Here is a 21,569-nt window from a genome sequence, read left to right on the forward strand (position 1 = left end):
AGCGATAGCGCCCGTTATTACTGGAGGTTTCCGTGGCGAAAGCAACCACTCCCGCCGACCTGACCATCACCCCGCGCGATCGGCGGTTCGGGCGCGGCGCGGCGATTCGGCGCTGGTGGCTGAACGACGATCCTTATGCCACCGCCTTCTACAACGCGCTGTCGGTGACGTTTCCGAAGGGTGAGGGGTTCTTCGTCGACAGCGTGCGGCGGTTCCGCGACGGCACGCCGCCGCGGCTAGAGCGCGAGATCAACGCCTTCATCAAACAGGAAGTGCTGCATACCCGCGAGCATGTCGCGTTTAATCGCCACGTCGCCGATCAGGGGTATGACACGACCTTGCTCGACCGCGATGTCGACGCCGCGCTGGCGCTGACGAAGGGGCGGCCGCCGATCGGGAGCCTCGCCGCGACGACCGCGCTGGAGCATTTCACCGCGATGCTGGCGCACGAATTGATCGCCAACCCGCGGCATCTGGCCGGCGGCGACGACCAGGCGCGCGGTTTGTGGCTGTGGCACGCCGCCGAGGAGATCGAGCACAAGGGCGTTGCCTATGACACCTGGCTGCACGCAACGCGCGACTGGCCGCGCCTGACGCGCTGGCGGGTCAAGGCGCTGGTGATGCTGATCACGACGTGGCGGTTCGTGCACGGGCGCGCGCGGGGGATGGCCGAACTGCTGCGGCAGGACGGGCTGACCGGGCCGAAGGTGTGGGCGCGGATGGCGTGGTATGCGTTCGGCTATCCCGGAATGGCGCGGAAGGTGGCGGGGGTGTGGCTGGCGTATTTCCTGCCCGGCTTCCACCCGTGGAAGCACGACGACCGCGCGCTGATCGGGCTGGCGGAGAGCGACTACGAGGCGGCGGTGCTGCCGCGGGCGGCAGCGTGAGCGCGCGATCGCGTGGAAGTTGGCGATGTTTGCGCTGATCGCCCGATAACGCATCGGCGACGGCGACGGTGGGGACGCGACGGGTGCAGGCGAGGCCATGGTGACCGTATAAGGGTGCGGCGGTGCTGTAGGACAGCGGCGCCTTGCAAGTGCCTGCATCAGCGGCTGTTGCTTTCGTGCAAAGCGGCGACACGCGTCAGGCGACGCTAGGGCTGTTGCCGATGCGCGCCATCAGCAAAGGTGGAGCAGGGGCAGCGAGGGCGTCGATGATGCGCCGCTAAGCCCTGCCGATGTTTGCGTAAGGATGCTTGCCGCACTGTTTGAAGCACCGCCGACGCCGCTCGTATGTTGCCGGCGACGCGCCCGGAGCGTGATGACGTCAACCTGTTCGTCATTGCGAGCGCAGTGAAGCAATCCAGAGCCGGATCAGGACGTGCTGGATTGCTTCGCTACGCTCGCAATGACGACCGGTTCATTCGACCTCACCTCATCATGAGGACCGTGCATGACCAGCACCGCGCCGGACCCGGCATGTTTCGCGCGAAAACGGAGCGGTGCTTCATGGGCGACGATCATATCGCCCATCGGTCCTCATCTCCTCCCGTACCGACTGGTAGGCGACGGATCAGCGTCCTCGTCCGCCGTTACGCCGCGATCGGCATCGCGGCGTCGGTGCGCGCAGCCTCCGCGTCGAGATCGAGCGCGAAGTCGACTGAGGCGACCGTCCCGCCGCGCGCGAGCGACCAGCGCTGCGACCGGCCGGTTTCGACGAAGCCGAGCTTGCGCAGGACCGTTCCCGACGTCGGGTTGTCGGCGTGGTGATAGGCGGTGAGGCGCGTGAGCGGGAGTGCGTGGCGGGCCATCTCGATCACTGCGCGCCCGGCCTCGGTCGCATAGCCGCGGCCCCACGCGTCGGGGGTCAGCCAATAGCCGAGTTCGTGATCGCCATTGTCAGCGCGGTGCAGCCCGATCCCGCCGATCAGCCGATGATCGCCGCGACGCTCGACGATGACGGAGCGTGGCTCGGTCGCGCCGCGCGGCAGCGACAGGAACGTCTCGGCATCCTCCGGCGTGTAGGGCCAGGGAACGCGGGCGAGACGGTTCACGACGGCTTCATGGCCGATCGCCCGCGCCAGCGCGGGCGCGTCCTCGAACCAGCCGGGCCGTAACGTCAAGCGGGGCGTCAACGCGAACATGTGCTCCATCTCCTGCGACAGGCCCCGTGGCACGCGACGATGACGCGCGCGCGACACGGGGACGGTAAGGGGAGGGAGCAACAAGAAAAAAGGGAGCCGGGGCGGACCCGTCTCCCTTGTCTGGCTGGGTTCCTGCGCGGAACCCCGGGTCGCCCTGGTGGGCAACCCGTGTGGTCACCCGATGTTATTCGGCCGCGGCCGCAATCATGTCGACCGAACAGAATTTGCGGCCGAGCTTGCCGTCGTGGAACACCACGCGACCGTCGACGAGCGCAAATAGGGTATGATCCTTGCCGATGCCGACGTTACGGCCCGGGTAGAACTTGGTCCCGCGCTGACGCACGAGGATGTTGCCCGCGATCGCTTCCTGACCGCCGAACTTCTTCACGCCGAGACGACGGCCGGCCGAATCACGACCGTTACGCGACGAACCGCCTGCTTTCTTATGTGCCATTGTGTCTGTTCCTTTCGCGCTTTGGGGCTCAGCCGACCGAGACGATCTTCAGGATCGTATGGTTCTGGCGATGGCCATTGCGGCGACGATAGTTGTGACGGCGACGCTTCTTGAAAACGATCACCTTCTCACCCTTCGCCTGGGCGATGATTTTGGCGGCGACCGTCAGGCCCGCGACGTCCTTCAGCTCCGCGCCCTCGCCAGCGAGCAGCACGTCACCCAGCGTCACCGACGCGCCGGCCTCGCCCTCGATCTTCTCGACGACGATCTTATCTCCGGCGGCGACGCGATACTGCTTGCCGCCCGTGCGCACGACTGCGAACATGGCTGTTATCACTTCCCAAATGCATGGCTCCCGCTCGGGAAGACCCGTCGGGAAAGAAAGGTCAGCTAGGCAAAGGTCGGTGGATTGTCAACCAAGGATTGCATGGCGGGACCGGAAATGCGGCCCTGTCGAACCATCAATGCCGATGTTCGCGCCGCAACAGGTAACGACCGTCCTCATAGCCCGTAAAGAGCCCGGCCAGCGCAGGATGGTCGACCGGCTCGTCGCTGTCGTCGGGCAGCAGATTTTGCTGGCTGACATAGGCGACATAGCTCGATTCGGCGTTTTCGGCGAGCAGATGGTAGAAGGGCTGATCCTTGGCGGGGCGAATCTGTTCGGGAATCGCGTCATACCATTCGTCGCTATTGGCGAAGACGGGGTCGACGTCGAAGATCACGCCGCGAATATCGAACATGCGATGCCGCACGACATCGCCGATCGCGAACCGCGCGCTCGCGACGATGGGCGCTTCCACGTCGAAGCGCGAGGTGAGGGGCGGCATGTCGATCAGGTCCATGGATCATGATTTAATGCGTTTGTCGCGCCGCACAAGTTTAGGCGCTTGCATTGCCCAAAAAGCTGATCTAGGAGCGCGCCTCCAATCGATCAGCCCCGAGGGTCCAGGCCCTTTCGGATCGTCCTCGCGGAGAGGTGGCAGAGTGGTCGAATGCACCGCACTCGAAATGCGGCGTGCCCTCACGGGTACCGTGGGTTCGAATCCCACCCTCTCCGCCACTTACCGTTTTGTCGTGACAATCAAACGACCGTGTTGATCGCGGACGGGGATGAGCGGGTTGGCGCGTCGGGCGACCTGCAGCGTATCTTTGGCGCGGATGCGCCAGGCGCGCGGTTGTACGACCACGCCAATTTGCGAAGAGGCTTGAAATTGGTTCGCTTTTGGTTTTGAATACTGTCGGTCGCCGCACACAGTAGAGAGCGAAATCGCATGAAATGCTGCGCAGGCGATTTGATGCATGGCGCGCGCTTCGCGCGTGGAAAGTTGGTGCAGATCAATGCCTTCGGCGCTGGATACGCTTGACAAACTTGCGCCGGCGATCATTAAATAAAAAAGCCTTATTAAATAAAACACGTTTTCAGGGATGAAGGGGAGGATCAATGCGTAGGATCACTGTACGCGGCGCGATGCTGACCGCCGTGTCGCCCGTCGTGCTCAGCATGGCGATGGTCGTGGATGCCACGGCCCAGACCACCACACCGGACGCCGTCGCGACCTCGGCCGATCAGGTCGCCGCCCCGACGCAGACCGACGATGCCGCCGGCGACATCGTCGTCACCGGCATCCGCGCGTCGCAGGCGCGCGCGATCGAGGTGAAGCGCAACGCCGACAGCGTCGTCGAAGCGATCAGCGCGCAGGACATCGGCAAGCTGCCCGACGTCACCATCTCCGATTCGCTCCAGCGCATCGCGGGCGTCCAGATCCGCCGCGACGCGGGCGAGGGCGCGGCGATCAACATCCGCGGGCTGCCGCAGGTGACGACGCTGCTCAACGGCGAGCAGTTCCTCGGCGCCAATTCGGTGACGACCGTCCAGCCGAACTTCACCGACATTCCGTCGCAGCTCTTCTCGGGCGCGACCGTGTTCAAGTCGCCGACCGCCTCGCTCCAGCAGGCGGGCCTGTCGGGCACCGTCGACCTGCTGACGCGTCGTCCGTTCGACCTGAAGCGCGGCTTCACCTTCTCCGCCGCCGGCGAAGGGCAATATGGCGACAAGACCAAGAAGTGGAATCCGTCCGCCAACGGCCTGATCGCCTATCATGGCGAGCGCATCGGCCTGCTGGTGTCGGCGGCGTACAGCGACCTGACGCTCGCCAACAGCTTCCGCGGGATCCAGGATTACGGCGTCGCGCTGAAGAACGAGAGCGGCAGCGCGACCAACGCCGGCGACTTCGCAACCGGTAACAACGGCGTCAGCCGCGGCACGCCGGTGCGCAACGGCAGCGGCGCAATCGTCGGTTATGACGTGAACGGTGATGGCGACGCCAACGATGCGTTCATCACCCCGCAGTCGCACACCGCCTGGAACCGCATCACCGACCGCCAGCGCTTCGGCGCGAACGCCTCGTTGCAGTTCGAGATCAACGACGCGCTGCAACTGACCGCCGACGCGTTCTACACGCGCCAGACGCAATATGACCGCACCGCCGGCTTCCAGTTCCAGAACGTCGACTGGCTGTCGTCGCCGTTCCTGCCCACCAAGTCGCGCGATACCGGTGCGACGTCGGGCGGCTATAACGTCAACACCGTCCAGCAATATACGTACAGCCTGCCGAACTTCGACAGCTATTCGGAGACCTTCCGCACCAAGAGCGAGTCGCAGAATTACAACCTGCAGCTCGACTGGAAGCCGTCCGAGACCTTCAAGGCGACGGTGCGCGGCATCTATGGCAAGGCTTATCGCAACCGCGACCAGTCCTACACGCAGTTCAGCCTGACCAACGGCAAGCAGTGGGCGTATAACGGCGTCGGCAATTACCCGGGCGGCGACGTCACCTTCAACCCGACCGGCTATTCGATCTACAGCGACACCGCGACCGTCGACTATTCGAGCGGCGCGCCGGCGTTCGGCTTCTCGCCGGGCTTCCTCGCGCAGGCGTCCGATCCGTCGCGCTACGGGCTGAAGACGATCTCTTCGGAGGGCAACGTCTATCAGAATGGCGATATCTGGGCGCTGCGTGGCGATGCCGAATGGCAGGCCAACGACCAGCTGAAGGTGGCGTTCGGCGGCCGTTACGGCGAGCGGAGCGTCAACCAGTTCACCTTCGATCGCGTCTCGCCTTTCTATGCCGGTAACCGCGACAATGCGGCCAACCCGGCGGCGGGCTGCCTCGTCAAATGGAAGGCGTTCGACGTCAACCTGAACGACAAGTCGTGCCCGGTGCTCGATGCGCAGGGCAACGCCTATACCGCCGGTCTGACGCGGCAGGCGACCGACCCGATCTTCGCGGGGCTGATCAAGCAATATGCGCTGCCCGCCAACGGCGCGCCAAACCTCTATGTCCTCGATCCCAAGGCGATGGACGACAGCGAGGCGTGGCAGAACAAATTCTATCCGGGCAGCCAGAACCTCGTGAACCCGGCGCTGTCGTTCGACGTCCACACGCGCCAGATCTCGGGTTATGCGCAGGTTTCGGGCGAGGGCGAGCTGCTGGGGATGCCGTTCCGCGCCAACGGCGGCCTGCAGGTCGTCAACACGAAGCTCAACGTGCGCCAGAACATCGTCGGCAACCCGCAGCCGTACGGCGTGTCGGGCGTCGACGCGGGTGACCTGGTGACCAAGCGCGAGTTCACCGACTTCCTGCCGTCGATCAACATCGCCTTCGACGTGACCAGCAAGCTGCGCGCGCGTGCCGCCTTCTCGAAGACGATGACGCTGCTCGACTTCCAGCAATGGGGCGGTGGCCTGAACGTCGGCTATGCGATCAACACCACGATCAATCCGGCGCGGTTCGAGGCGCAGACCGCCACCTCGGTCGGCAATCCGAACCTCAATCCGTGGCGCGCGACGAACGTCGAGGCGAGCTTCGAATATTATACAGGCCGCTCCAGCCTGCTCGCGGTCGGTGCGTTCTACATCGCGGTCGACAGCTTCATCTCGAACACGACCGAGATCCGCAACGACATCCCGGACAATGACGGCGTGATCCGTCGTCCGGTCGTCACCAACACGCTGGCGCAGGGTGAAGGCGGCGTGCTGAAGGGGATCGAAGCATCCGCTCGGCAGTCGTTGGCCGATTACGGGGTCAACGGCTTCTTCGGCGGGTTCGGTGTCGATGCGAACTATACGCTGTCGCTGGGCGATGCCGGGCTGGTCGATCTGGCGGGCAACAACCAGCCGTTCCAGGACAATTCGAAGCATCAGGTCAATGCGGCGCTGTGGTTCGAGAAGTACGGGTTGCAGGCGCGTGTCGCCTACAACTATCGCTCCAAGCGGCTGGTGTCGTCGAATTACGGCGGGATCGTCGGGCTGGCGCAATATCAGGCGCCGACCAACTATCTCGACGCCTCGATCTCCTATGACGTGACGCCGTTCATTACGTTGTACGGCCAGGCCTCGAACCTGACCGCCGAAACCGAACGTTACTACCTGACGTGGACCGATCAGGTGTTCAACGAGAACATCTACGAGCGGCGCTTCATCGCCGGCGCGCGCGTGCGCTTCTGATCGGGTCGATGGGCGGGTCGTCACAGATTGACGACCCGCCCGTTTGCTGCGTCATTGCGAGCGGAGCGACGCAATCCAGGGCCCGGCGTGTGACGCTCTGGATTGCGTCGCTCCGCTCGCGATGACGGGCAAGGGTGGGGCGATAAGCGACATGCGTGATCCGATCCGATCAATCGTGATCGTCGGCGGGGGGACGGCGGGCTGGATGGCCGCGACGTTCCTCGCGCGGCGGCTGGCGCATCTGCGGCTGTCGATCACCGTCGTCGAAAGCTCGGCGATCGGAACGATCGGGGTCGGCGAGGCGACGGTGCCCGCGATCCGCGACTTCTTCGCCGCGATCGAACTCGGCGAGGCGGACGTGCTGCGCGAAACCGAGGCGACGATCAAATACGGCATCCGCTTCGCCGGATGGAAGGAGCCGGGTCACGACTTCTTCCACCCATTCGGCCTGTACGGGGTCGGAGCGCATGGCGTGGCGTTCCACCATTATTGGCTGAAGCTGCGCGCAGGCGGCGATGCGACGCCGCTCGGCGCCTATTGCCTGGCGACGCAACTGGCGGAGCGCGGCCTGTTCCTTCCGCCGGTCGACCGGCCCGCCAACGATCTGGGCGTGTTCAATTTCGCGGTCCATTTCGATGCGTCGAAGTTCGCGGCGCTGCTGCGGCGGCTCGCGCTCGCCAACGGCGTCCAGCATGTCGATGCGCGGATCACCGATGTCGTGCGTGACGGCGAGGACGGACGCGTCACCACGGTGACGCTCGACAACGGGCAGGACATCGCGGGCGATCTGTGGATCGATTGTTCGGGGTTCCGCAGCCTGTTGCTCGGCGAGGCGCTGGACGTGCCGTTCGTCGACTGGCGGCGCTGGCTGCCGTGCGACCGTGCGGTGGCGATCCCGTGCAAGGCGGCGGGGGTGCACCGGCCGTTCACCACCGCCACCGCCACCGGGGCGGGATGGCGTTGGCACATTCCGCTGCGCCACCGCGTCGGCAACGGCCATGTCTATTGCTCGGATTTCATCGACGATGCGGCGGCGGAGGACGATCTGCTCGGCGCGCTGGAAGGCGAACCGATCGCGGCGCCGAACCGGATCCGCTTTACCGCCGGGCATCGCGCGCGCTTCTGGGAGAAGAACGTCGTCGGGCTGGGGTTGGCGTCGGGGTTCCTCGAACCGCTTGAATCGACGAGTATCACGCTGATCCAGTCGGGGCTGGAGCGATTGATCCCGCTGTTCCCGACGCGCGATGTCGATCCGCGGCTGGCCGCGACCTACAACCGACAGTCGGTGCTGGAGTTCGAGCGCATCCGCGACTTCCTGATGCTGCATTACAGCGGCAACCGCCGGGTCGGCGAACCCTTCTGGGATCATGTCCGCGCGATCCCACCCACCGAGGGCTTGCAGGGAAAGCTCGACGCGTGGCGGGCGGCGGGCGAGTTCGTGCGGCGCGAGTGGGACACGTTTCAGGATGCGAGCTGGCTGAGCATGTATGCGGGCTTCGACGACCTGCCCGCACGGTATGCGCCGGTAGCGGATCAGATTTCCGAGGCGGATCTGCACGATAGCCTGACGAGGATGCGCGCGGCGATCGAGGGGACGCTGCGCCATGCCGAGCCGCACGCCGATTTCCTGACCCGCGTCCACGCAGGCCGGGCATGAACGTCGCCGGACTGTTGCGCCTGACGGGCGCGAACATCGAACATGCCGGGCTCCACAACCAGCGCGTCGTGCTGCACGCGATCCGCGTCGCGGGATCGGTGACGCGGGCGGAGGTCGCGGCGGTGACGGGGCTGACCACCGCGACCGTCACCAATATAACCAATCGCTTGCTCGAAGAAGGCTTGCTCGGCCGCGCCGGTCAGCGGCGTGGCGGGCGCGGGCAGCCGGCGACGCGGCTGTGCGTCAATCCGGACGGCGCGTTCGCGATCGGGGTGAACATCGACCGCGATCACCTGACGATGGTGGTGGTGGATTTCGAGGGACGGTCGCGCGCGCGGATCAGTCGCGAGGTCGCCTATTCGAGCCCCGAGGACGTCCAGAGTTTCTATCGCGAGCACGTCAACAAGCTGCTGGAACAAGGCGGGATTGCGCCCGAGGCGTTGAGCGGCATCGGGGTGGCGCGTCCGGACGATCTCGGCGCGATCGACCTGCCCGGACGGCCGCGCGACCATGATCGCTGGTCGAAGCATGACGTGGCGTCGCTGTTTGCCGGGCCGCTCGACCTGCCGGTGACGGTGGAGAACGACGCCGCGGCGGCGGCGATCGGCGAGATGCAGTTCGGGCTCGGCCAGCAATATGCGAGCTTTTTCTATCTGTTGATCACCGTCGGGCTGGGCGGCGGGGTGGTCGTCAACTCGCTCTACGATCGCGGCGCGAACGGGCGGAGCGGCGAAGTCGGCTTCCTGATGGTCGAGGGTGACGACGGGCGGCGCGTGCCGTTGCAGGAGGTGCTGTCGATCGCCGGGCTGGCGCGCGCGCTGGAGGCCAAGGGATTGGGCGGGAAGGCAATTCACGCGCTGGACCTGGACGATCCGGCGGTGGCGGCGGTGACCGACGAATGGGTGGCGCGTGCTGCGGCGGCGCTGGTGCAGCCGTTGGTGGCGGTCAGTTGCCTGCTCAACCCCGGCGCGGTGCTGGTCGGCGGGCGGTTGCCGGTCGCGCTGGTCGAGCGGCTGGGGCAGGCGACCAGCGCGCTGATGCAGCGTGACGGCGGCTATGCGCCTGTTCTGGCACCGATTCGTACCGCCGCGCTGGCCGAGGATTCGCCGGCGATCGGGGCGGCGTTGCTGGCGTTCGGGCATCTGATGCTGCCGGCCGATACGCCGGGGCGGCAGCCCAACGCGATGATTTCACGAGACAAAGGGCGATAAGATGATGCGCGGGACGACGGTGATCGCCGGAATGTTGCTGGCCGGGAGCGCGCAGGCGCAGGAAATCGGCAATGCCGGGCCGTATAATGCGCGCTTTTTACAGGGCGGTGTCGGGATCGAGCGGCCGTTGGAGCATGCGGAGGCGCTGGTCGCCGCAGGCGCTCCCTACACGATCGCGACATGGGTCGACGCGGGTGCGGCAAATGACGCGTCGGGGACGCTGATCCGCCTTGGAATACCAGGCTCCGCGCGCGCCTTGTCGCTCGAAATGGGGCGGATGGTGCTGCGCGATGGCACGACGGTGCTGCGTGGTGGCATGGTGCCGAAGGGCTGGCATCATCTCGCCGCGGTGTCGGACGGCGCGCGGGTGACCTTGTATCTCGACGGCCGCCGCGTCGGTGGTGGCGCGGCGCGATCCAGCGCGGTGGCGCCACAGATCGCGATCGCGCCGACGGAGGCGGGCCAGCCGCATTTCGGCGGGCAATTGATCGACGCGCGCGTGTCGGGCGTGGCGCTCGACGCACGGCAGGTCGCGGCGATCGCACGCGCCAAGCCCGATGCGGCGCTGGTGCAGATGACCGAGGTTGGGGTCGGCTGGCCGTTTCAGAAGCAGGCCAATATCGGGCTGACGACGCAGCAGGATGCGTGGACGCTGCCGCAGTCGCGCGATGGTGCCTATACTGCGCCCGTCGCGAAGCCGCTGGCGAATGTCGCGGCGATGCAGCCGGTCGCCGACAATCGCTGGCAGGTGAATGGCTGGACGCTCGCCGCCGCGCCCGAGGTGAAGGGGGACGGCGCGATGCTGTCGCGGCCCGGCGCGCCTTCGGGGACGTGGCGCGCGGCGACGGTGCCGGGGACGGTGCTGCAGACGCTGGTCGATCGCGGCGTCTATCCCGATCCCTATTACGGGCTGAACAACCTCAAGATCCCCGAAAGCCTCGCACGGCAGGATTATTGGTATCGGACGCGCTTCACCGTCCCGGCCGCGGCGGCCGGCAAGCGGCTGACGTTGGTGTTCGGCGGGATCAATTATGCGTCGGAGATCTGGGCGAACGGGCAGCGCATCGGCGAGACGCATGGCGCGTTCGTGCGCGGGCAGTTCGATTACGTGCCGGTCGCGGGCGAGAATGTCATCGCGGTGCGGGTCTCGCCGCCGCCGCATCCGGGCATTCCGCACGAGCAGTCGGTGCGCGCGGGGGTCGGCGAGAATGGCGGGCAGCTCGCGATCGACGGGCCGACCTTCGTCGCGACCGAGGGCTGGGACTGGATTCCGGGTATCCGCGACCGCAACACCGGGCTGTGGCGGCCGGTGGAGCTGGTCGCGACCGGCGCGGTGCGGATCGGCGATCCGCATGTCGTGACCGACCTGCCGCTGCCGCGCACCGACCGCGCGGACGTCTATGTCACGGTGCCGCTCGACAATGGCGGTCCTGCAACGCCGGTGACGGTGCGCGTGGCGTTCGAGGGCGTGACGGTCGAGAAGCAGGTGAATGCGCCGACGGGCAAGAGCGAGGTGAAGTTCACGCCCGCCGAGTTCCGCCAGCTGAGCGTCGCCGATCCGAAGCTCTGGTGGCCGAACGGCTATGGCGCGCCGCATCTGTACGACGTGACCTATCAGGTCGCGGACGCGCGGGGCGTGTCCGACAGCCGAAAGGCGCGATTCGGGATTCGCGAGGTCAGCTACGACCTGTCGCTGTTCGATGCCGCGGGCGCGCTGCGGCGCGTCAACGTCCAGACCACCGACGGCGGGCTGGCGGGCACCCCGCTGATCGACATCCGCCACGCCGCGATCAAGCAATCGCCGACCGGCTGGGCGGAGTCGCTGACTGCGGCGGGCGAGCGTTCGCGCGCGGTGACGCCGATCACCGAGACCTTGCCCGAGCCGCATCTGACGATCCGCGTTAACGGCGTGCGGATCGCGGCGCGTGGCGGCAATTGGGGCATGGACGATGCGATGAAGCGCGTCAGCTACGACCGGCTCGCGCCCTATTTCCGCCTCCAGCGCGAGGCGCATATGAACATCATCCGCAACTGGATGGGCAACAACAACGAAGAGGAATTCTTCGACCTCGCCGACGAGAACGGCATGATGGTCCTCAACGACTTCTGGCAGTCGACGCAGAATTTCCAGATCGAGCCCGAAGACGCGTCACTATTCCTCGACAATGCGCGCGACACGATCGCGCGCTATCGCAACCATCCGTCGATCATCCTGTGGTTCGGGCGCAACGAGGGCGTGCCGTACCCGGTGCTCAACGAAGGGTTGGCCAAGGCGGTGTTCGAGCTGGACGGAACGCGCTGGTTCACGGGCAGTTCGAACGTCGTGAACCTGCAAGGGTCGGGGCCGTACAATTACCGCGCGCCGGTCGGCTATTTCACCGATCTCGCGACCGGCTTCTCGGTCGAGACGGGCACGCCGTCCTTCTCGACCGCGGAGTCGATCGCCAGCTATGTGCCGGCGGGCGACCGCTGGCCGCTCGGCGACGTGCTCGCCTATCACGACTGGCATTTCGGCGGGAACGGCGACACCAGGACGTTCATGGCCGCGCTCGACCGCATGTATGGCGCGGGGACCAGCTTCGCCGATTTCGAGCGCAAGGCGCAGATGATGAACCTCGAGACGCACAAGGCGATGTACGAGGGGTTCCTGGGGCATCTGTGGACCAAGAATTCCGGGCGCTTGCTGTGGATGACGCACCCGGCGTGGCCGTCGAACGCGTGGCAGATCTATTCGTGGGATTACGACACGCAGGCGTCCTATTACGGGGCGAAGAAGGCGGTCGAGCCGCTGCACGTCCAGCTCAACCTGCCGGACAACGAACTGGTTGTGCTCAACACCACGCAGGCCGATGCCAAGGGGCTGACCGCGCGGGTGAAGGTGGTCGGGCTCGACAATCGCGAGCTGTTCGCGCGCGACACGAAGCTGGACGCGCTCGCCAATCGCGCGACCGCGCTGGCGGCGGTGCCGCTGGACGCGCTGTTCGCGGCGAACCCGATGGTGCTGGTCAAGCTGTCGCTGATCGGTGCGGACGGGGCGGCGGTATCGGAGAACTTCTATTGGCGCGGGCGCGACGAGCGCGCGTATCGCGCGCTCACCGCGCTGGCACCGGCGGCGCTGACGGCGCGTGCGGCGGCGGCGGTGGTCGAGGGCGCGGATCGCGTCGTGCGGGTGACGCTGGCGAACGACACCGCGACGCCCGCGCTCAACGCCAAGCTGACGCTGGTTGACGCGCAGGGCAAGCGCATCCTGCCGGCCTTCTACGACGACAATTACGTCTCGCTGCTACCCGGCGAGCGGCGCGTGATCGCCATCCGTTATCCGGCGACGGTCGAGGCTGCGCCGCGCGTGACGCTGGGCGGGTGGAACGTGCCCGCCGCGACGGTGCCGGCCGGGTGATTGACGGCGCCGGATAAAAGGCGTTGGCTGGCGCGATGAGCGATGATCGTATTGCGACGATGACGCGGCGCGGCTGCGTCGGCGGGCTGCTGGCGCTGGGCGCGCTGCCGGTGCGGGCGGCGGTCGCCGCGCCCGCCCCCGCTCCTGCCCTGTGGGTCGGCACCTATGTCGCCGAGGGCGGGGCGGGCGTGGTGCCGCTGCGCAAGGTCGGCGACGCCTGGGGCAGCGGAGCGGCGGTGGCGGCCATCCGCAATGCCTCGTTCGCGGTCGGCGGCGCGCGCGGGCTGCGCTACGTGCTCGACGAGCAGCAGAAGGGCGGGCTGGGCGTCTACGATCGCGGCTTCCGCCGGGTTGCCGTGTCTTCGACGCTGGGTGCGGACCCGTGCCATGCCGCGCTGTCGCCGGATGGCGGGATGCTGGCGGCGGCCAATTATTCGAGCGGGAGCGTCGCCTTGTGGACGCTCGATCGCGCGACCGGGCTGCCGAAGGGGCCGGTGCTCGCGCTCCAGCACAAGGGCAGCGGCCCGAACAAGGAGCGGCAGGCCGGGCCGCACGCGCATTGGGTCGGCTTCACGCGCGACGGACGGACGCTGCATTCGGTCGATCTGGGGGCGGACGCGATCTTCGCGCACCGGATCGGGCCGCAGGGCGTTACGGGTACCGACATCGCCTATCGCGCGGTGCCGGGGTCGGGGCCGCGGCACCTGGCGCGGCATCCGCGGTTGCCGGTCGCCTATCTGGTCGCCGAACTGGCGAATAGTGTGACGGTGCTGCGCGCGTTGCCGGACGGGCGGTTCGTGGCGCGCAAGGTGGTTCCGACGGTGCCGGCCGGCTACCGTGGCGAGACATATGCCGGGCATATCGCGATGAATGCGGCGGGCACGCGCCTGTATGTCTCTAACCGTGGGCACGACAGTATCGCGACCTTCGCGATCGACGGCCGGGGCGACGTGCGGCTGATCGGGCATGTCGCGTGCGGCGGGCATTGGCCGCGCTATTTCCGGTTGCTGGAGGCGTCGGGCGAGCTGCTGGTCGCGAACCAGCGCTCGGGCGACGTGGCGCGCCTGCCGGTCGGGCGCGACGGCGTGCCGCTGCGCCCGACGCAGGTCGTGCGGATCCCGTCGGCGGTGTTCATCGGCGTCTGACGACGGCGGTCAGGCGGGCACGCGCTCCCGGTCGAAGCGCGCCTGCGCGGCGGCGACCTCCGACATGCGTGTTTCGGCCCAGTCGATCATCATCCTGAGCGCGCCGAGCAGGTCGCGACCGAGCGGGGTGATGCGGTAGCTGACCGTCACCGGCACCGTGGCGACCGGGTGCCGCGTCAGCAATCCGTCGCGTTCGAGCGAGCGCAGCGTGTGGCTGAGCATCTTCTGCGAGATGCCGTCGATCCGCTGCTTCAAGCGGCTGAAGCGCATCTCCTCCTCGCCGAGCAACAACAGGATGAGCACGCTCCATTTGTCGCCGATGCGGTCGAGCAGCTGCCGCGTCGGGCAGTCGCGCGCATAGGCGTCGCCGCGGCAGGTTTCGTGGAGGTGACCAGCGGAGGTGAAGGTGCCGTCTTGCATGGCTGGTTCCTGTATCGCATCTGGTCACCATTGGAAACCAATAGGAGTGTCGAGATGCGGGTAGCGGTTCTGGGGGCGAGCGGGCGCGCGGGTTCGGAAATCACCAAGGAGCTGGCGGCGCGCGGGCATCAGGTGCGGGCGATCGCGCGCCATGCGGACGCGATCCCGGCGACGGCGGGCGTCGAGGCGGTGGCGGGCGATGCCAGCGACACGGCGGCGCTGCCCGAGCTGGTGCGGGGCAGCGACGCGGTCATCAGCGCGCTGCATTTCGACGTGCTGTCGGCGGAGGCGATGCTGGCGGCGCTGAAGGCGGCGGGCGTCGGGCGGTTGCTGGTGACGGGCGGCGCGGCGAGCCTGACGGTCGAATCGGGCGAGCGGCTGTTCGACACGCCGGCCTTCCCAGCCGAATGGAAGCCGATGGCGGCGGGCGGAATCGCCTTTCTCGACGCGCTGCGCGATGAGCACACGATCGACTGGACGTTCTTCTCGCCGGCCGCGTTCATCTTCGAGGGGCCGCGCACCGGCACGTTCCGCACCGGCGGCGACCGGTTGATCGTCGACGCGAATGGCGAGAGCCGGATCAGCTTCGCCGACTTTGCGATCGCGATGGTCGACGAACTGGAGCAGCACGCGCACAGCCGGGCGCGCTTTACCGCGGCCTATTGAGCCACCGGCGCGACGAGCGGCATCCACAATCTTCGCCGGCGGGGCTTCCGTCGTGCGAAATGATTGTTATCCTGTGTTTCTGTCTCGAGATGGAGAGTGGGATGCCGATCGTCGTCAATGGCTTGGCGGTGGACCCGCCCGGCGATCCGCGCGTCTCGCTGCTGGATCATCTTCGCGAGACCTTGCACCTGACCGGCACCAAGAAGGGCTGCAACCAGGGCGCGTGCGGGGCGTGCACGGTGCTGGTGGATGGCGAGCGCATCCTGTCGTGCCTTGCGCTGGCGGTGCAATATGACGGCCGTGCGATCACGACGATCGAGGGGCTGGCGGACGGTGATGCGCTGCATCCGTTGCAGACCGCGTTCATCGAACATGACGGGTTCCAGTGCGGCTATTGCACGCCGGGGCAGATCTGCTCGGCGATCGGGATGGCCGCGGAGGCGAAGCGCGGGGTGCCGAGCCACGTTACCGCCGACCTCGGCGGCGCGGTGACGCTGACGCGCGAGGAAGTGCAGGAACGGATGAGCGGCAACCTGTGCCGCTGCGGCGCGCACAACGGGATCATCGACGCAATCCTGGAGACGGTCGCATGACGCCGTTCAGCTATGCGCGCGCCGGCGACGTTGCCGAGGCGGTAAGGATGGGGAACGCGCCGGGGGCGGCGTATCTGGGCGGCGGGACCAATCTGGTCGACCTGCTGCGCGAGACGGTGGCGCGGCCCGAGCGGCTGGTCGACGTCTCGGCGCTGTCGGATGCGATCACCGAAACCGAAAGCGGCGGGCTGCTGATCGGGGCGGGGGTGAGGAACACCGCGCTGGCGGCGCATCCGCTGGTGCGCGACCGCTATCCGGTGTTGTCGCGCGCGATCCTCGCGGGGGCGTCGGCGCAGATCAGGAACATGGCGACGGTCGGCGGCAATCTGATGCAGCGGACGCGGTGCACCTATTTCTACGACACCGACGGATCGCGCTGCAACAAGCGTGCGCCGGGCAGCGGGTGTGATGCGCGCGACGGGTTCACGCGCATCCATGCGGTGCTGGGCGCGAGCGAGGCGTGTGTCGCGACGCATCCGTCGGATATGTGCGTGGCGCTCGCCGCGCTGGAGGCGGTGGTGCATGTCGAGCGCGAGGGGACCAAGCGGACGGTGGGGTTCGGCGACTTCCACCGCTTGCCGGGCGAGCGGCCCGATCTGGATACGGTGCTGGAGCCGGGCGAGCTGATCACCGCGGTCGAGCTGCCGGCGCTGTCGCTGGCGGCGCGGTCGACGTATCGCAAGGTGCGGGATCGCGCGAGCTATGCGTTCGCGCTGATCTCGGTCGCGGCGGCGCTGGAGATGGACGGCGAGCGAGTCGGCGATATCCGCGTCGCGTTCGGCGGGGTGGCGCACAAGCCGTGGCGCGCGACCCAGATCGAGGCAGCGCTGCGGGGTACGGTGTTGACCGACGAGGCGATTAATGCGGCGGCGGCGCGCGAGTTCGCGGATGCGCAGCTGTTGCGCGACAATGCGTTCAAGCCGGCGCTGGCGACGCGGACATTGGTCGCGGTGCTGAACGCGCTGCGCGAGGGAGAGACGGCATGAGCATCGTCGACGACGCCAAGCAGGCCGCCCAGGGGCTGATGATGGGCGCGATGCAGAAGCTGGTGCCGCTCGCACCCGACAGCTGGATTCCGGGCGGGGTGCCCGACCCGCTGATCGCGCGCAAGCACGGGCTGATCGGCACGCCGGTGTCGCGGCTGGACGGCGCGCTGAAGGTGAAGGGCGCGGCGGCGTTCGCGGCCGAATATCGTTTCGAGAACATGACCTATGCCGCGTTGGTCTATGCGCCGATCGCGCGCGGGCGCGTCGCGGCGATCGACGGCGCGGCGGCGGAGCGCGCGCCGGGCGTGGTGCTGGTGATGACGCACCTGAACGCGCCGCGGATGAAGGACATGCCGGTGTTCGGCTCGTCGCCGAATGCGGTGGGGCCGCACAATCTGCCGGTGCTGCAGGACGATCGCGTTCACTGGAACGGGCAGCCGGTGGCGTGCGTGCTCGCCGCGACGCAGGAGCAGGCCGATCATGCCGCATCGCTGCTGAACGTGCGCTATGACGCCGAACCGTCGACCACGACGATGGCGGGCGCGGTGGCGAACGGGACCGAGCAGGCGATGTTCTTCGGCCAGCCGCTGCGCAACGACGTCGGCGATGCCGAGGCGCTGCTGGCGAAGGCGCCGGTGAAGGTCGACCAGACCTATCGCACGCCGCGCCACAACCACAATCCGATCGAGCCGCACGCCGCGACGATCGCGTGGGTCGACGGCGGGCTGGTGATCCACGACGCCAGCCAGATGGTGTCGCAACAGGCCGAGTCGATCGGCGCGGTGTTCGGGCTGGCGGCGGACAAGGTGCGGCTGACCTCGCCCTATGTCGGCGGCGGGTTCGGCAGCAAGGGGTTGTGGGACCATCAGGTGATCGGCGCGGCCGCCGCGAAGCTGGCCGGACGGCCGGTGCGGATCACGCTGTCGCGCGAGGGCGTGTACCGCACGGTCGGCGGACGTTCGCTGACCGAGCAGCGCGTGGCGATCGGCGCGCAGACCGACGGCACGTTCGACGCGATCGTCCACACCGGTATGTCGGTGATGACCCCGCACAACATCATGCCCGAGCCGTTCATCCTCGGCACGCGCTGCACCTATGCCGCGCGCAGCTTCGCGCTGAAGGTCGAGGTGGCGCGGATGAACATGCTGGCCAACACCTTCATGCGCGCGCCGGGCGAGGCGGTCGGCACCTTCGCGCTGGAGGTGGCGGTCGACGAACTGGCGGTCGAGCTGGGCATCGATCCGATCGAGCTGCGGATCATCAACGAGCCCGACAAGGACCCGCTGAGCGGCGTGCCGTTTTCGTCGCGGCACATCGTCACCGCGTGGCGACAGGGCGCGGAGCGGTTCGGCTGGGCGGGGCGCGATCCGCGCGCCGGCGTGCGGCGCGAGGGCGAGTGGCTGGTCGGCAGCGGCTGCGCGACCGGTACCTATCCCTATTACCGGATGCCGGGCGCGGAGGCGCGGATCACGCTGACGCGCGACGGCGATGCAGTGCGGGCGCAGGTCGATGTCGCGGCGGCAGAGATGGGGATGGGTACGTCCACCACCACTGCGATCGTCGCGGCGGAGCGGCTGGGGCTGCCGATCGAGCAGGTCGCGGTCGGCTATGGCGACTCGGCGATCCCGGGCGCGATCATGGCGGGCGGATCGCAACAGACCGCGGCGATCGGCGCGGCGGTGATCGCGGCGCATAATGCGCTGGTCGCCGACCTGCTGAAGCTGGCGGGCAACGATTCGCCGCTCGCTGGCCTGTCGGCGGACGAGGTCGGCAGCGTCGACGGCGGGCTGGCGAGCCGGGCCGATCCGGTGCGGCGCGAGAGCTATGCGTCGATCCTGTCGCGGGCGCAGCGCGACGCGGTGTCGGTGACCAAGGCGGGGTCGATGCCGTTGGAGCTGATGCACTGGTCGATGCACTCGCACAGCGCCTTGTTCTGCGAGGTGCGGGTCAATGCGGTGACGGGCGAGCTGCGCGTCAGCCGCTTGCTGGGGTCGTTCGATTGCGGGCGCATCCTCAACCCGCGCACCGCCGCCAGCCAGTTCCGCGGCGGGATGATCATGGGGCTGGGGATGGCCCTTATGGAAGAGACGCAGTTCGACGAGCGCAACGGGCGGATCATGAACCCGAGTCTGGCCGAATATCATCTGCCCGTACACATGGACGTGCCCGAGATCGACGTGATCTGGACCGACATCCCCGATCCGCACACGCCGATGGGGGCGCATGGCATCGGGGAGATCGGGATCACCGGCGTCGCGGCGGCGGTCGCCAATGCGGTGTGGCATGCAACGGGCAAGCGAGTGCGGGACTTGCCGATCACGCTGGACAAGTTGTTGTGAGGTGACCCGCCGCTTCGTCATGGCTTCGCTACGCTGGCAATGACGGACCGGAGGGCGGCACCCGTTTGCGCATTCCCGCGTTGAGCGGCGATGACACAGGATGACGAACGCTGGATGCGCGAGGCGATCAAGGTCGCGCGGTCCAAGGGCAGCGATCCCTCCACCTCGCCGCTGGGCTGCGTGATCGTGCGCGGCGGGCGGGTGATCGCCGCCGAGCGCAACCAGACCCACGAACTGCCCGACGCCACCGCACATGCCGAGATGATGGCGATCCGCCGCGGGTGCGAGTCGGAAGGTGAACTGGAACTGCGCGATGCGACGCTCTATTCGACGCTGCAGCCGTGCGGGATGTGCACGATGGCGTCGATCTGGTCGAAGGTCGGGCGGGTCGTCTACGGCGCGGGGCGCGACGACGTGCACGAAATGTATCTCGAGGCGCGGCACGTCGACACGCTGTCGTTCATCGCCGACGCCTATCGCGACGATATCGTGATCGAGGGCGGGTGCCTGCGCGAGGAATGCGCGACGCTTTATTATCCGCCCGACGCCGAGTTGCCGGAGGAGGAGCAGGCGAATTTGTAGGAGGGGATGACGTTGGGCGGTTTCACCCCTCCCCTTTAGGGGAGGGGCCGGGGGTGGGGGACGAGCTCGCGGCTACGCCCAAGGACAGGCCCCACCCCAACCCCTCCCCTGAAGGGGAGGGGCTTGATCGTCTTCTCTACCAAACGCCGGTCAGCAATATAAATCAGGGTTGAACGGGATATTTCCGATTGTTGCCGGGTTGGGCGCGCGAACGGGCAAGGAGCGCGGACATGGCAACGGTGAAGGACTCGCGCGGGGGAACCGCGCGAGGGTCCGATGAACGGCGCCGCGCGACGCGGCCGCTGGAGGCGCTCAACTTCTTCATGGCGGATATGCAGGCGGGCATCGGCCCGTTTCTGGGCGTGTTCCTCCAGCAGCGCGGCTGGACCGCCGGGCCGATCGGCACCGTGATGACCGCCGGCGGGGTGGCGGGCATGCTGATGACCGTGCCCGCAGGCGCGTTCATCGACCATACCGAGAAGAAGCGGCTGGTGGTGATCGTCACCGGCATCTGCACGGTGCTGGCGTCGTTCCTGATCCTGTTCTCGCAGGCCGGGTGGGTGGTGACGGTCAGCCAGGTCGCGACCGCGATCGCCGGCGCGGCGATCGGCCCCGCCGTGACCGGCATGACGCTGGGGATCGTCCGCCAGAAAGGCTTTAACGCGCAGAACGGGCGCAATCAGGCGTGGAACCATGCCGGCAACATGGTCGGCGCGGGGCTGTCGGGCTATCTCGGCTGGCGGTTCGGGATGCCGGCGATCTTTTATCTTGCCGCCGTCTTCGGGGTGCTGGCGATCACCAGCGTGCTGATGATCCCCGAGAAAGCGATCGACCACCGCGCGGCGCGCGGGCTGGAGAAGGGTGACGATGACGCGGAGGGCGGACAGGCGGAAGGGTTTCGCGCGCTGATCCGCAACAGGCCGATGCTGGTGCTTGCCGCGGCGCTGGCGTGCTTTCACCTCGGCAACGGCGCAATGCTGCCGCTGTACGGGTTGGCGGTGGTCGGTGCGGGGAAGGGCAATGCGGCGATCTTCACCGCCGAGACGGTGGTGGTGGCGCAGGCGGTGATGATCGTCGCCGCGCTGGTGGCGACCCGGATGTCGGCGGGGCGCGGTTACTGGCTGGTGCTGCTGATCTCGTTCGCCGCGCTGCCGCTGCGCGGCGCGCTGGCGGGGACGTTCATCGAGCATTGGGGCGTGTGGCCGGTGCAGGCGCTCGACGGTATCGGCGCGGGGTTGCAGAGCGTCGCGGTGCCCGGCCTCGTCGCGTGCCTGTTGAACGGCACGGGCCGCGTCAACGTCGGGCAGGGCGCGGTGATGACGGTGCAGGGGGTCGGTGCGTCGCTGAGCCCGGCGATCGGCGGATGGCTGGCACAGGAACTCGGCTATCACATCGCTTTCTATGTGCTGGGCAGCTTCGCGCTGGTGAGCGTCGCATTGTGGATCGTGTTCGCGGGCGTGGTGCGCGAGGCGTGCGCGAAGGCGCAGGCGTGACGCGCACGCTGGTGGAGCGGGAGGCGTTGGGGCAGG

General features: G+C 67.6%; 18 protein-coding genes and 1 tRNA gene. 13 read left to right on the forward strand and 6 right to left on the reverse strand.

Annotated features, from left to right (window positions below):
* Positions 1-32 precede the first annotated feature (32 nt).
* Positions 33-887 (forward strand): metal-dependent hydrolase, encoded by an 855-nt coding sequence (locus AADI75_RS02515; protein ID WP_341207475.1) that lies wholly within the window; start codon positions 33-35, stop codon positions 885-887.
* 644 nt (positions 888-1,531) lie between these two features.
* Here AADI75_RS02515 and AADI75_RS02520 read toward each other — a convergent pair.
* From AADI75_RS02520 to hspQ, 4 genes are all read right to left on the reverse strand, one after another.
* The gene (locus AADI75_RS02520) at positions 1,532-2,083 is read right to left on the reverse strand and encodes a GNAT family N-acetyltransferase (protein WP_341207476.1); all 552 of its coding nucleotides are present in this window, start codon (positions 2,081-2,083) and stop codon (positions 1,532-1,534) included.
* Positions 2,084-2,267: 184 nt separating this feature from the next.
* Positions 2,268-2,537 (reverse strand): 50S ribosomal protein L27, encoded by a 270-nt coding sequence (gene rpmA, locus AADI75_RS02525; protein WP_022687450.1) that lies wholly within the window; start codon positions 2,535-2,537, stop codon positions 2,268-2,270.
* A 28-nt stretch (positions 2,538-2,565) separates the two neighbouring features.
* Positions 2,566-2,862: a 50S ribosomal protein L21 gene (rplU, locus tag AADI75_RS02530; RefSeq protein ID WP_341207477.1), complete on the reverse strand. Its 297-nt coding sequence runs from the start codon at positions 2,860-2,862 to the stop codon at positions 2,566-2,568.
* 136 nt (positions 2,863-2,998) lie between these two features.
* On the reverse strand, positions 2,999-3,364 hold the full coding sequence (gene hspQ / locus AADI75_RS02535; protein ID WP_037568948.1) for a heat shock protein HspQ: 366 nt from the start codon (positions 3,362-3,364) through the stop codon (positions 2,999-3,001).
* Positions 3,365-3,507: 143 nt separating this feature from the next.
* On the opposite strand from hspQ, the gene AADI75_RS02540 reads away from it, so the two are divergent.
* Positions 3,508-3,597, forward strand: a tRNA-Ser gene (locus AADI75_RS02540).
* 1 nt (position 3,598) lies between these two features.
* Here the strand turns inward: AADI75_RS02540 and AADI75_RS02545 are convergent.
* Entirely contained in the window at positions 3,599-3,979 is a 381-nt protein-coding gene (locus AADI75_RS02545; RefSeq protein ID WP_341207478.1) for a hypothetical protein, read from the reverse strand.
* Here AADI75_RS02545 and AADI75_RS02550 point away from each other — a divergent pair.
* The 5 genes from AADI75_RS02550 to AADI75_RS02570 all read left to right on the forward strand — a co-directional run bounded on the left by AADI75_RS02550 (position 3,979) and on the right by AADI75_RS02570 (position 14,454).
* A complete protein-coding gene (locus AADI75_RS02550) occupies positions 3,979-7,044 on the forward strand; it encodes a TonB-dependent receptor (protein ID WP_341207479.1) in 3,066 nt (1,021 codons plus the stop codon). The two genes, AADI75_RS02545 and AADI75_RS02550, sit on opposite strands and share 1 nt — an antisense overlap.
* A gap of 151 nt (positions 7,045-7,195) precedes the next feature.
* Positions 7,196-8,701, forward strand: coding sequence for a tryptophan halogenase family protein (locus tag AADI75_RS02555; RefSeq protein WP_341207480.1), 1,506 nt, complete (start codon positions 7,196-7,198; stop codon positions 8,699-8,701).
* Positions 8,698-9,912: an ROK family transcriptional regulator gene (locus AADI75_RS02560; RefSeq protein ID WP_341207481.1), complete on the forward strand. Its 1,215-nt coding sequence runs from the start codon at positions 8,698-8,700 to the stop codon at positions 9,910-9,912. The genes AADI75_RS02555 and AADI75_RS02560 overlap by 4 nt, the downstream gene beginning before the upstream one ends.
* Before the next feature lies 1 nt (position 9,913).
* Complete coding sequence (locus AADI75_RS02565; protein WP_341207482.1) at positions 9,914-13,309, forward strand: LamG-like jellyroll fold domain-containing protein; 3,396 nt, start codon at positions 9,914-9,916, stop codon at positions 13,307-13,309.
* 35 nt (positions 13,310-13,344) lie between these two features.
* Positions 13,345-14,454: a lactonase family protein gene (locus AADI75_RS02570; protein WP_341207483.1), complete on the forward strand. Its 1,110-nt coding sequence runs from the start codon at positions 13,345-13,347 to the stop codon at positions 14,452-14,454.
* A gap of 9 nt (positions 14,455-14,463) precedes the next feature.
* On the opposite strand, the gene AADI75_RS02575 is transcribed toward AADI75_RS02570, so the two are convergent.
* Positions 14,464-14,874 (reverse strand): helix-turn-helix domain-containing protein, encoded by a 411-nt coding sequence (locus tag AADI75_RS02575; protein ID WP_341207484.1) that lies wholly within the window; start codon positions 14,872-14,874, stop codon positions 14,464-14,466.
* A gap of 54 nt (positions 14,875-14,928) precedes the next feature.
* Between AADI75_RS02575 and AADI75_RS02580 the strand changes: the two genes are divergently transcribed.
* From AADI75_RS02580 to AADI75_RS02605, 6 genes are all read left to right on the forward strand, one after another.
* Positions 14,929-15,540 carry an NAD(P)-dependent oxidoreductase gene (locus AADI75_RS02580; RefSeq protein WP_341207485.1) on the forward strand — a complete coding sequence of 204 codons (612 nt, stop codon included), beginning with the start codon at positions 14,929-14,931 and terminating at the stop codon, positions 15,538-15,540.
* A gap of 101 nt (positions 15,541-15,641) precedes the next feature.
* Complete coding sequence (locus AADI75_RS02585; RefSeq protein ID WP_341207486.1) at positions 15,642-16,133, forward strand: 2Fe-2S iron-sulfur cluster-binding protein; 492 nt, start codon at positions 15,642-15,644, stop codon at positions 16,131-16,133.
* Positions 16,130-17,119, forward strand: a complete 990-nt coding sequence (locus tag AADI75_RS02590) for a xanthine dehydrogenase family protein subunit M (protein ID WP_341207487.1) — start codon at positions 16,130-16,132, stop codon at positions 17,117-17,119. Before AADI75_RS02585 ends, AADI75_RS02590 begins: the two co-directional genes overlap by 4 nt.
* Positions 17,116-19,458, forward strand: coding sequence for a xanthine dehydrogenase family protein molybdopterin-binding subunit (locus AADI75_RS02595; RefSeq protein ID WP_341207488.1), 2,343 nt, complete (start codon positions 17,116-17,118; stop codon positions 19,456-19,458). The genes AADI75_RS02590 and AADI75_RS02595 overlap by 4 nt, the downstream gene beginning before the upstream one ends.
* Positions 19,459-19,548: 90 nt before the next feature.
* A complete protein-coding gene (locus AADI75_RS02600) occupies positions 19,549-20,040 on the forward strand; it encodes a nucleoside deaminase (protein ID WP_341207489.1) in 492 nt (163 codons plus the stop codon).
* Positions 20,041-20,270: 230 nt separating this feature from the next.
* Entirely contained in the window at positions 20,271-21,533 is a 1,263-nt protein-coding gene (locus AADI75_RS02605; RefSeq protein WP_341207490.1) for an MFS transporter, read from the forward strand.
* Positions 21,534-21,569: the final 36 nt, after the last annotated feature.

The organism is uncultured Sphingomonas sp. (genome assembly GCF_964021865.1).
Lineage (GTDB): Bacteria > Pseudomonadota > Alphaproteobacteria > Sphingomonadales > Sphingomonadaceae > Sphingomonas.

What these genes read in the sequence shown, in the direction of transcription:
- rpmA (WP_022687450.1), bottom strand. Translation starts at nt 2,537, where the DNA reads ATGGCACATAAGAAAGCAGGCGGTTCGTCGCGTAACGGTCGTGATTCG.
- AADI75_RS02555 (WP_341207480.1), top strand. Translation starts at nt 7,196, where the DNA reads ATGCGTGATCCGATCCGATCAATCGTGATCGTCGGCGGGGGGACGGCG.
- AADI75_RS02520 (WP_341207476.1), bottom strand. Translation starts at nt 2,083, where the DNA reads ATGTTCGCGTTGACGCCCCGCTTGACGTTACGGCCCGGCTGGTTCGAG.
- AADI75_RS02575 (WP_341207484.1), bottom strand. Translation starts at nt 14,874, where the DNA reads ATGCAAGACGGCACCTTCACCTCCGCTGGTCACCTCCACGAAACCTGC.
- AADI75_RS02585 (WP_341207486.1), top strand. Translation starts at nt 15,642, where the DNA reads ATGCCGATCGTCGTCAATGGCTTGGCGGTGGACCCGCCCGGCGATCCG.
- hspQ (WP_037568948.1), bottom strand. Translation starts at nt 3,364, where the DNA reads ATGCCGCCCCTCACCTCGCGCTTCGACGTGGAAGCGCCCATCGTCGCG.
- AADI75_RS02570 (WP_341207483.1), top strand. Translation starts at nt 13,345, where the DNA reads ATGAGCGATGATCGTATTGCGACGATGACGCGGCGCGGCTGCGTCGGC.
- AADI75_RS02550 (WP_341207479.1), top strand. Translation starts at nt 3,979, where the DNA reads ATGCGTAGGATCACTGTACGCGGCGCGATGCTGACCGCCGTGTCGCCC.
- rplU (WP_341207477.1), bottom strand. Translation starts at nt 2,862, where the DNA reads ATGTTCGCAGTCGTGCGCACGGGCGGCAAGCAGTATCGCGTCGCCGCC.
- AADI75_RS02595 (WP_341207488.1), top strand. Translation starts at nt 17,116, where the DNA reads ATGAGCATCGTCGACGACGCCAAGCAGGCCGCCCAGGGGCTGATGATG.
- AADI75_RS02560 (WP_341207481.1), top strand. Translation starts at nt 8,698, where the DNA reads ATGAACGTCGCCGGACTGTTGCGCCTGACGGGCGCGAACATCGAACAT.
- AADI75_RS02580 (WP_341207485.1), top strand. Translation starts at nt 14,929, where the DNA reads ATGCGGGTAGCGGTTCTGGGGGCGAGCGGGCGCGCGGGTTCGGAAATC.
- AADI75_RS02605 (WP_341207490.1), top strand. Translation starts at nt 20,271, where the DNA reads ATGGCAACGGTGAAGGACTCGCGCGGGGGAACCGCGCGAGGGTCCGAT.
- AADI75_RS02600 (WP_341207489.1), top strand. Translation starts at nt 19,549, where the DNA reads ATGACACAGGATGACGAACGCTGGATGCGCGAGGCGATCAAGGTCGCG.
- AADI75_RS02590 (WP_341207487.1), top strand. Translation starts at nt 16,130, where the DNA reads ATGACGCCGTTCAGCTATGCGCGCGCCGGCGACGTTGCCGAGGCGGTA.
- AADI75_RS02565 (WP_341207482.1), top strand. Translation starts at nt 9,914, where the DNA reads ATGATGCGCGGGACGACGGTGATCGCCGGAATGTTGCTGGCCGGGAGC.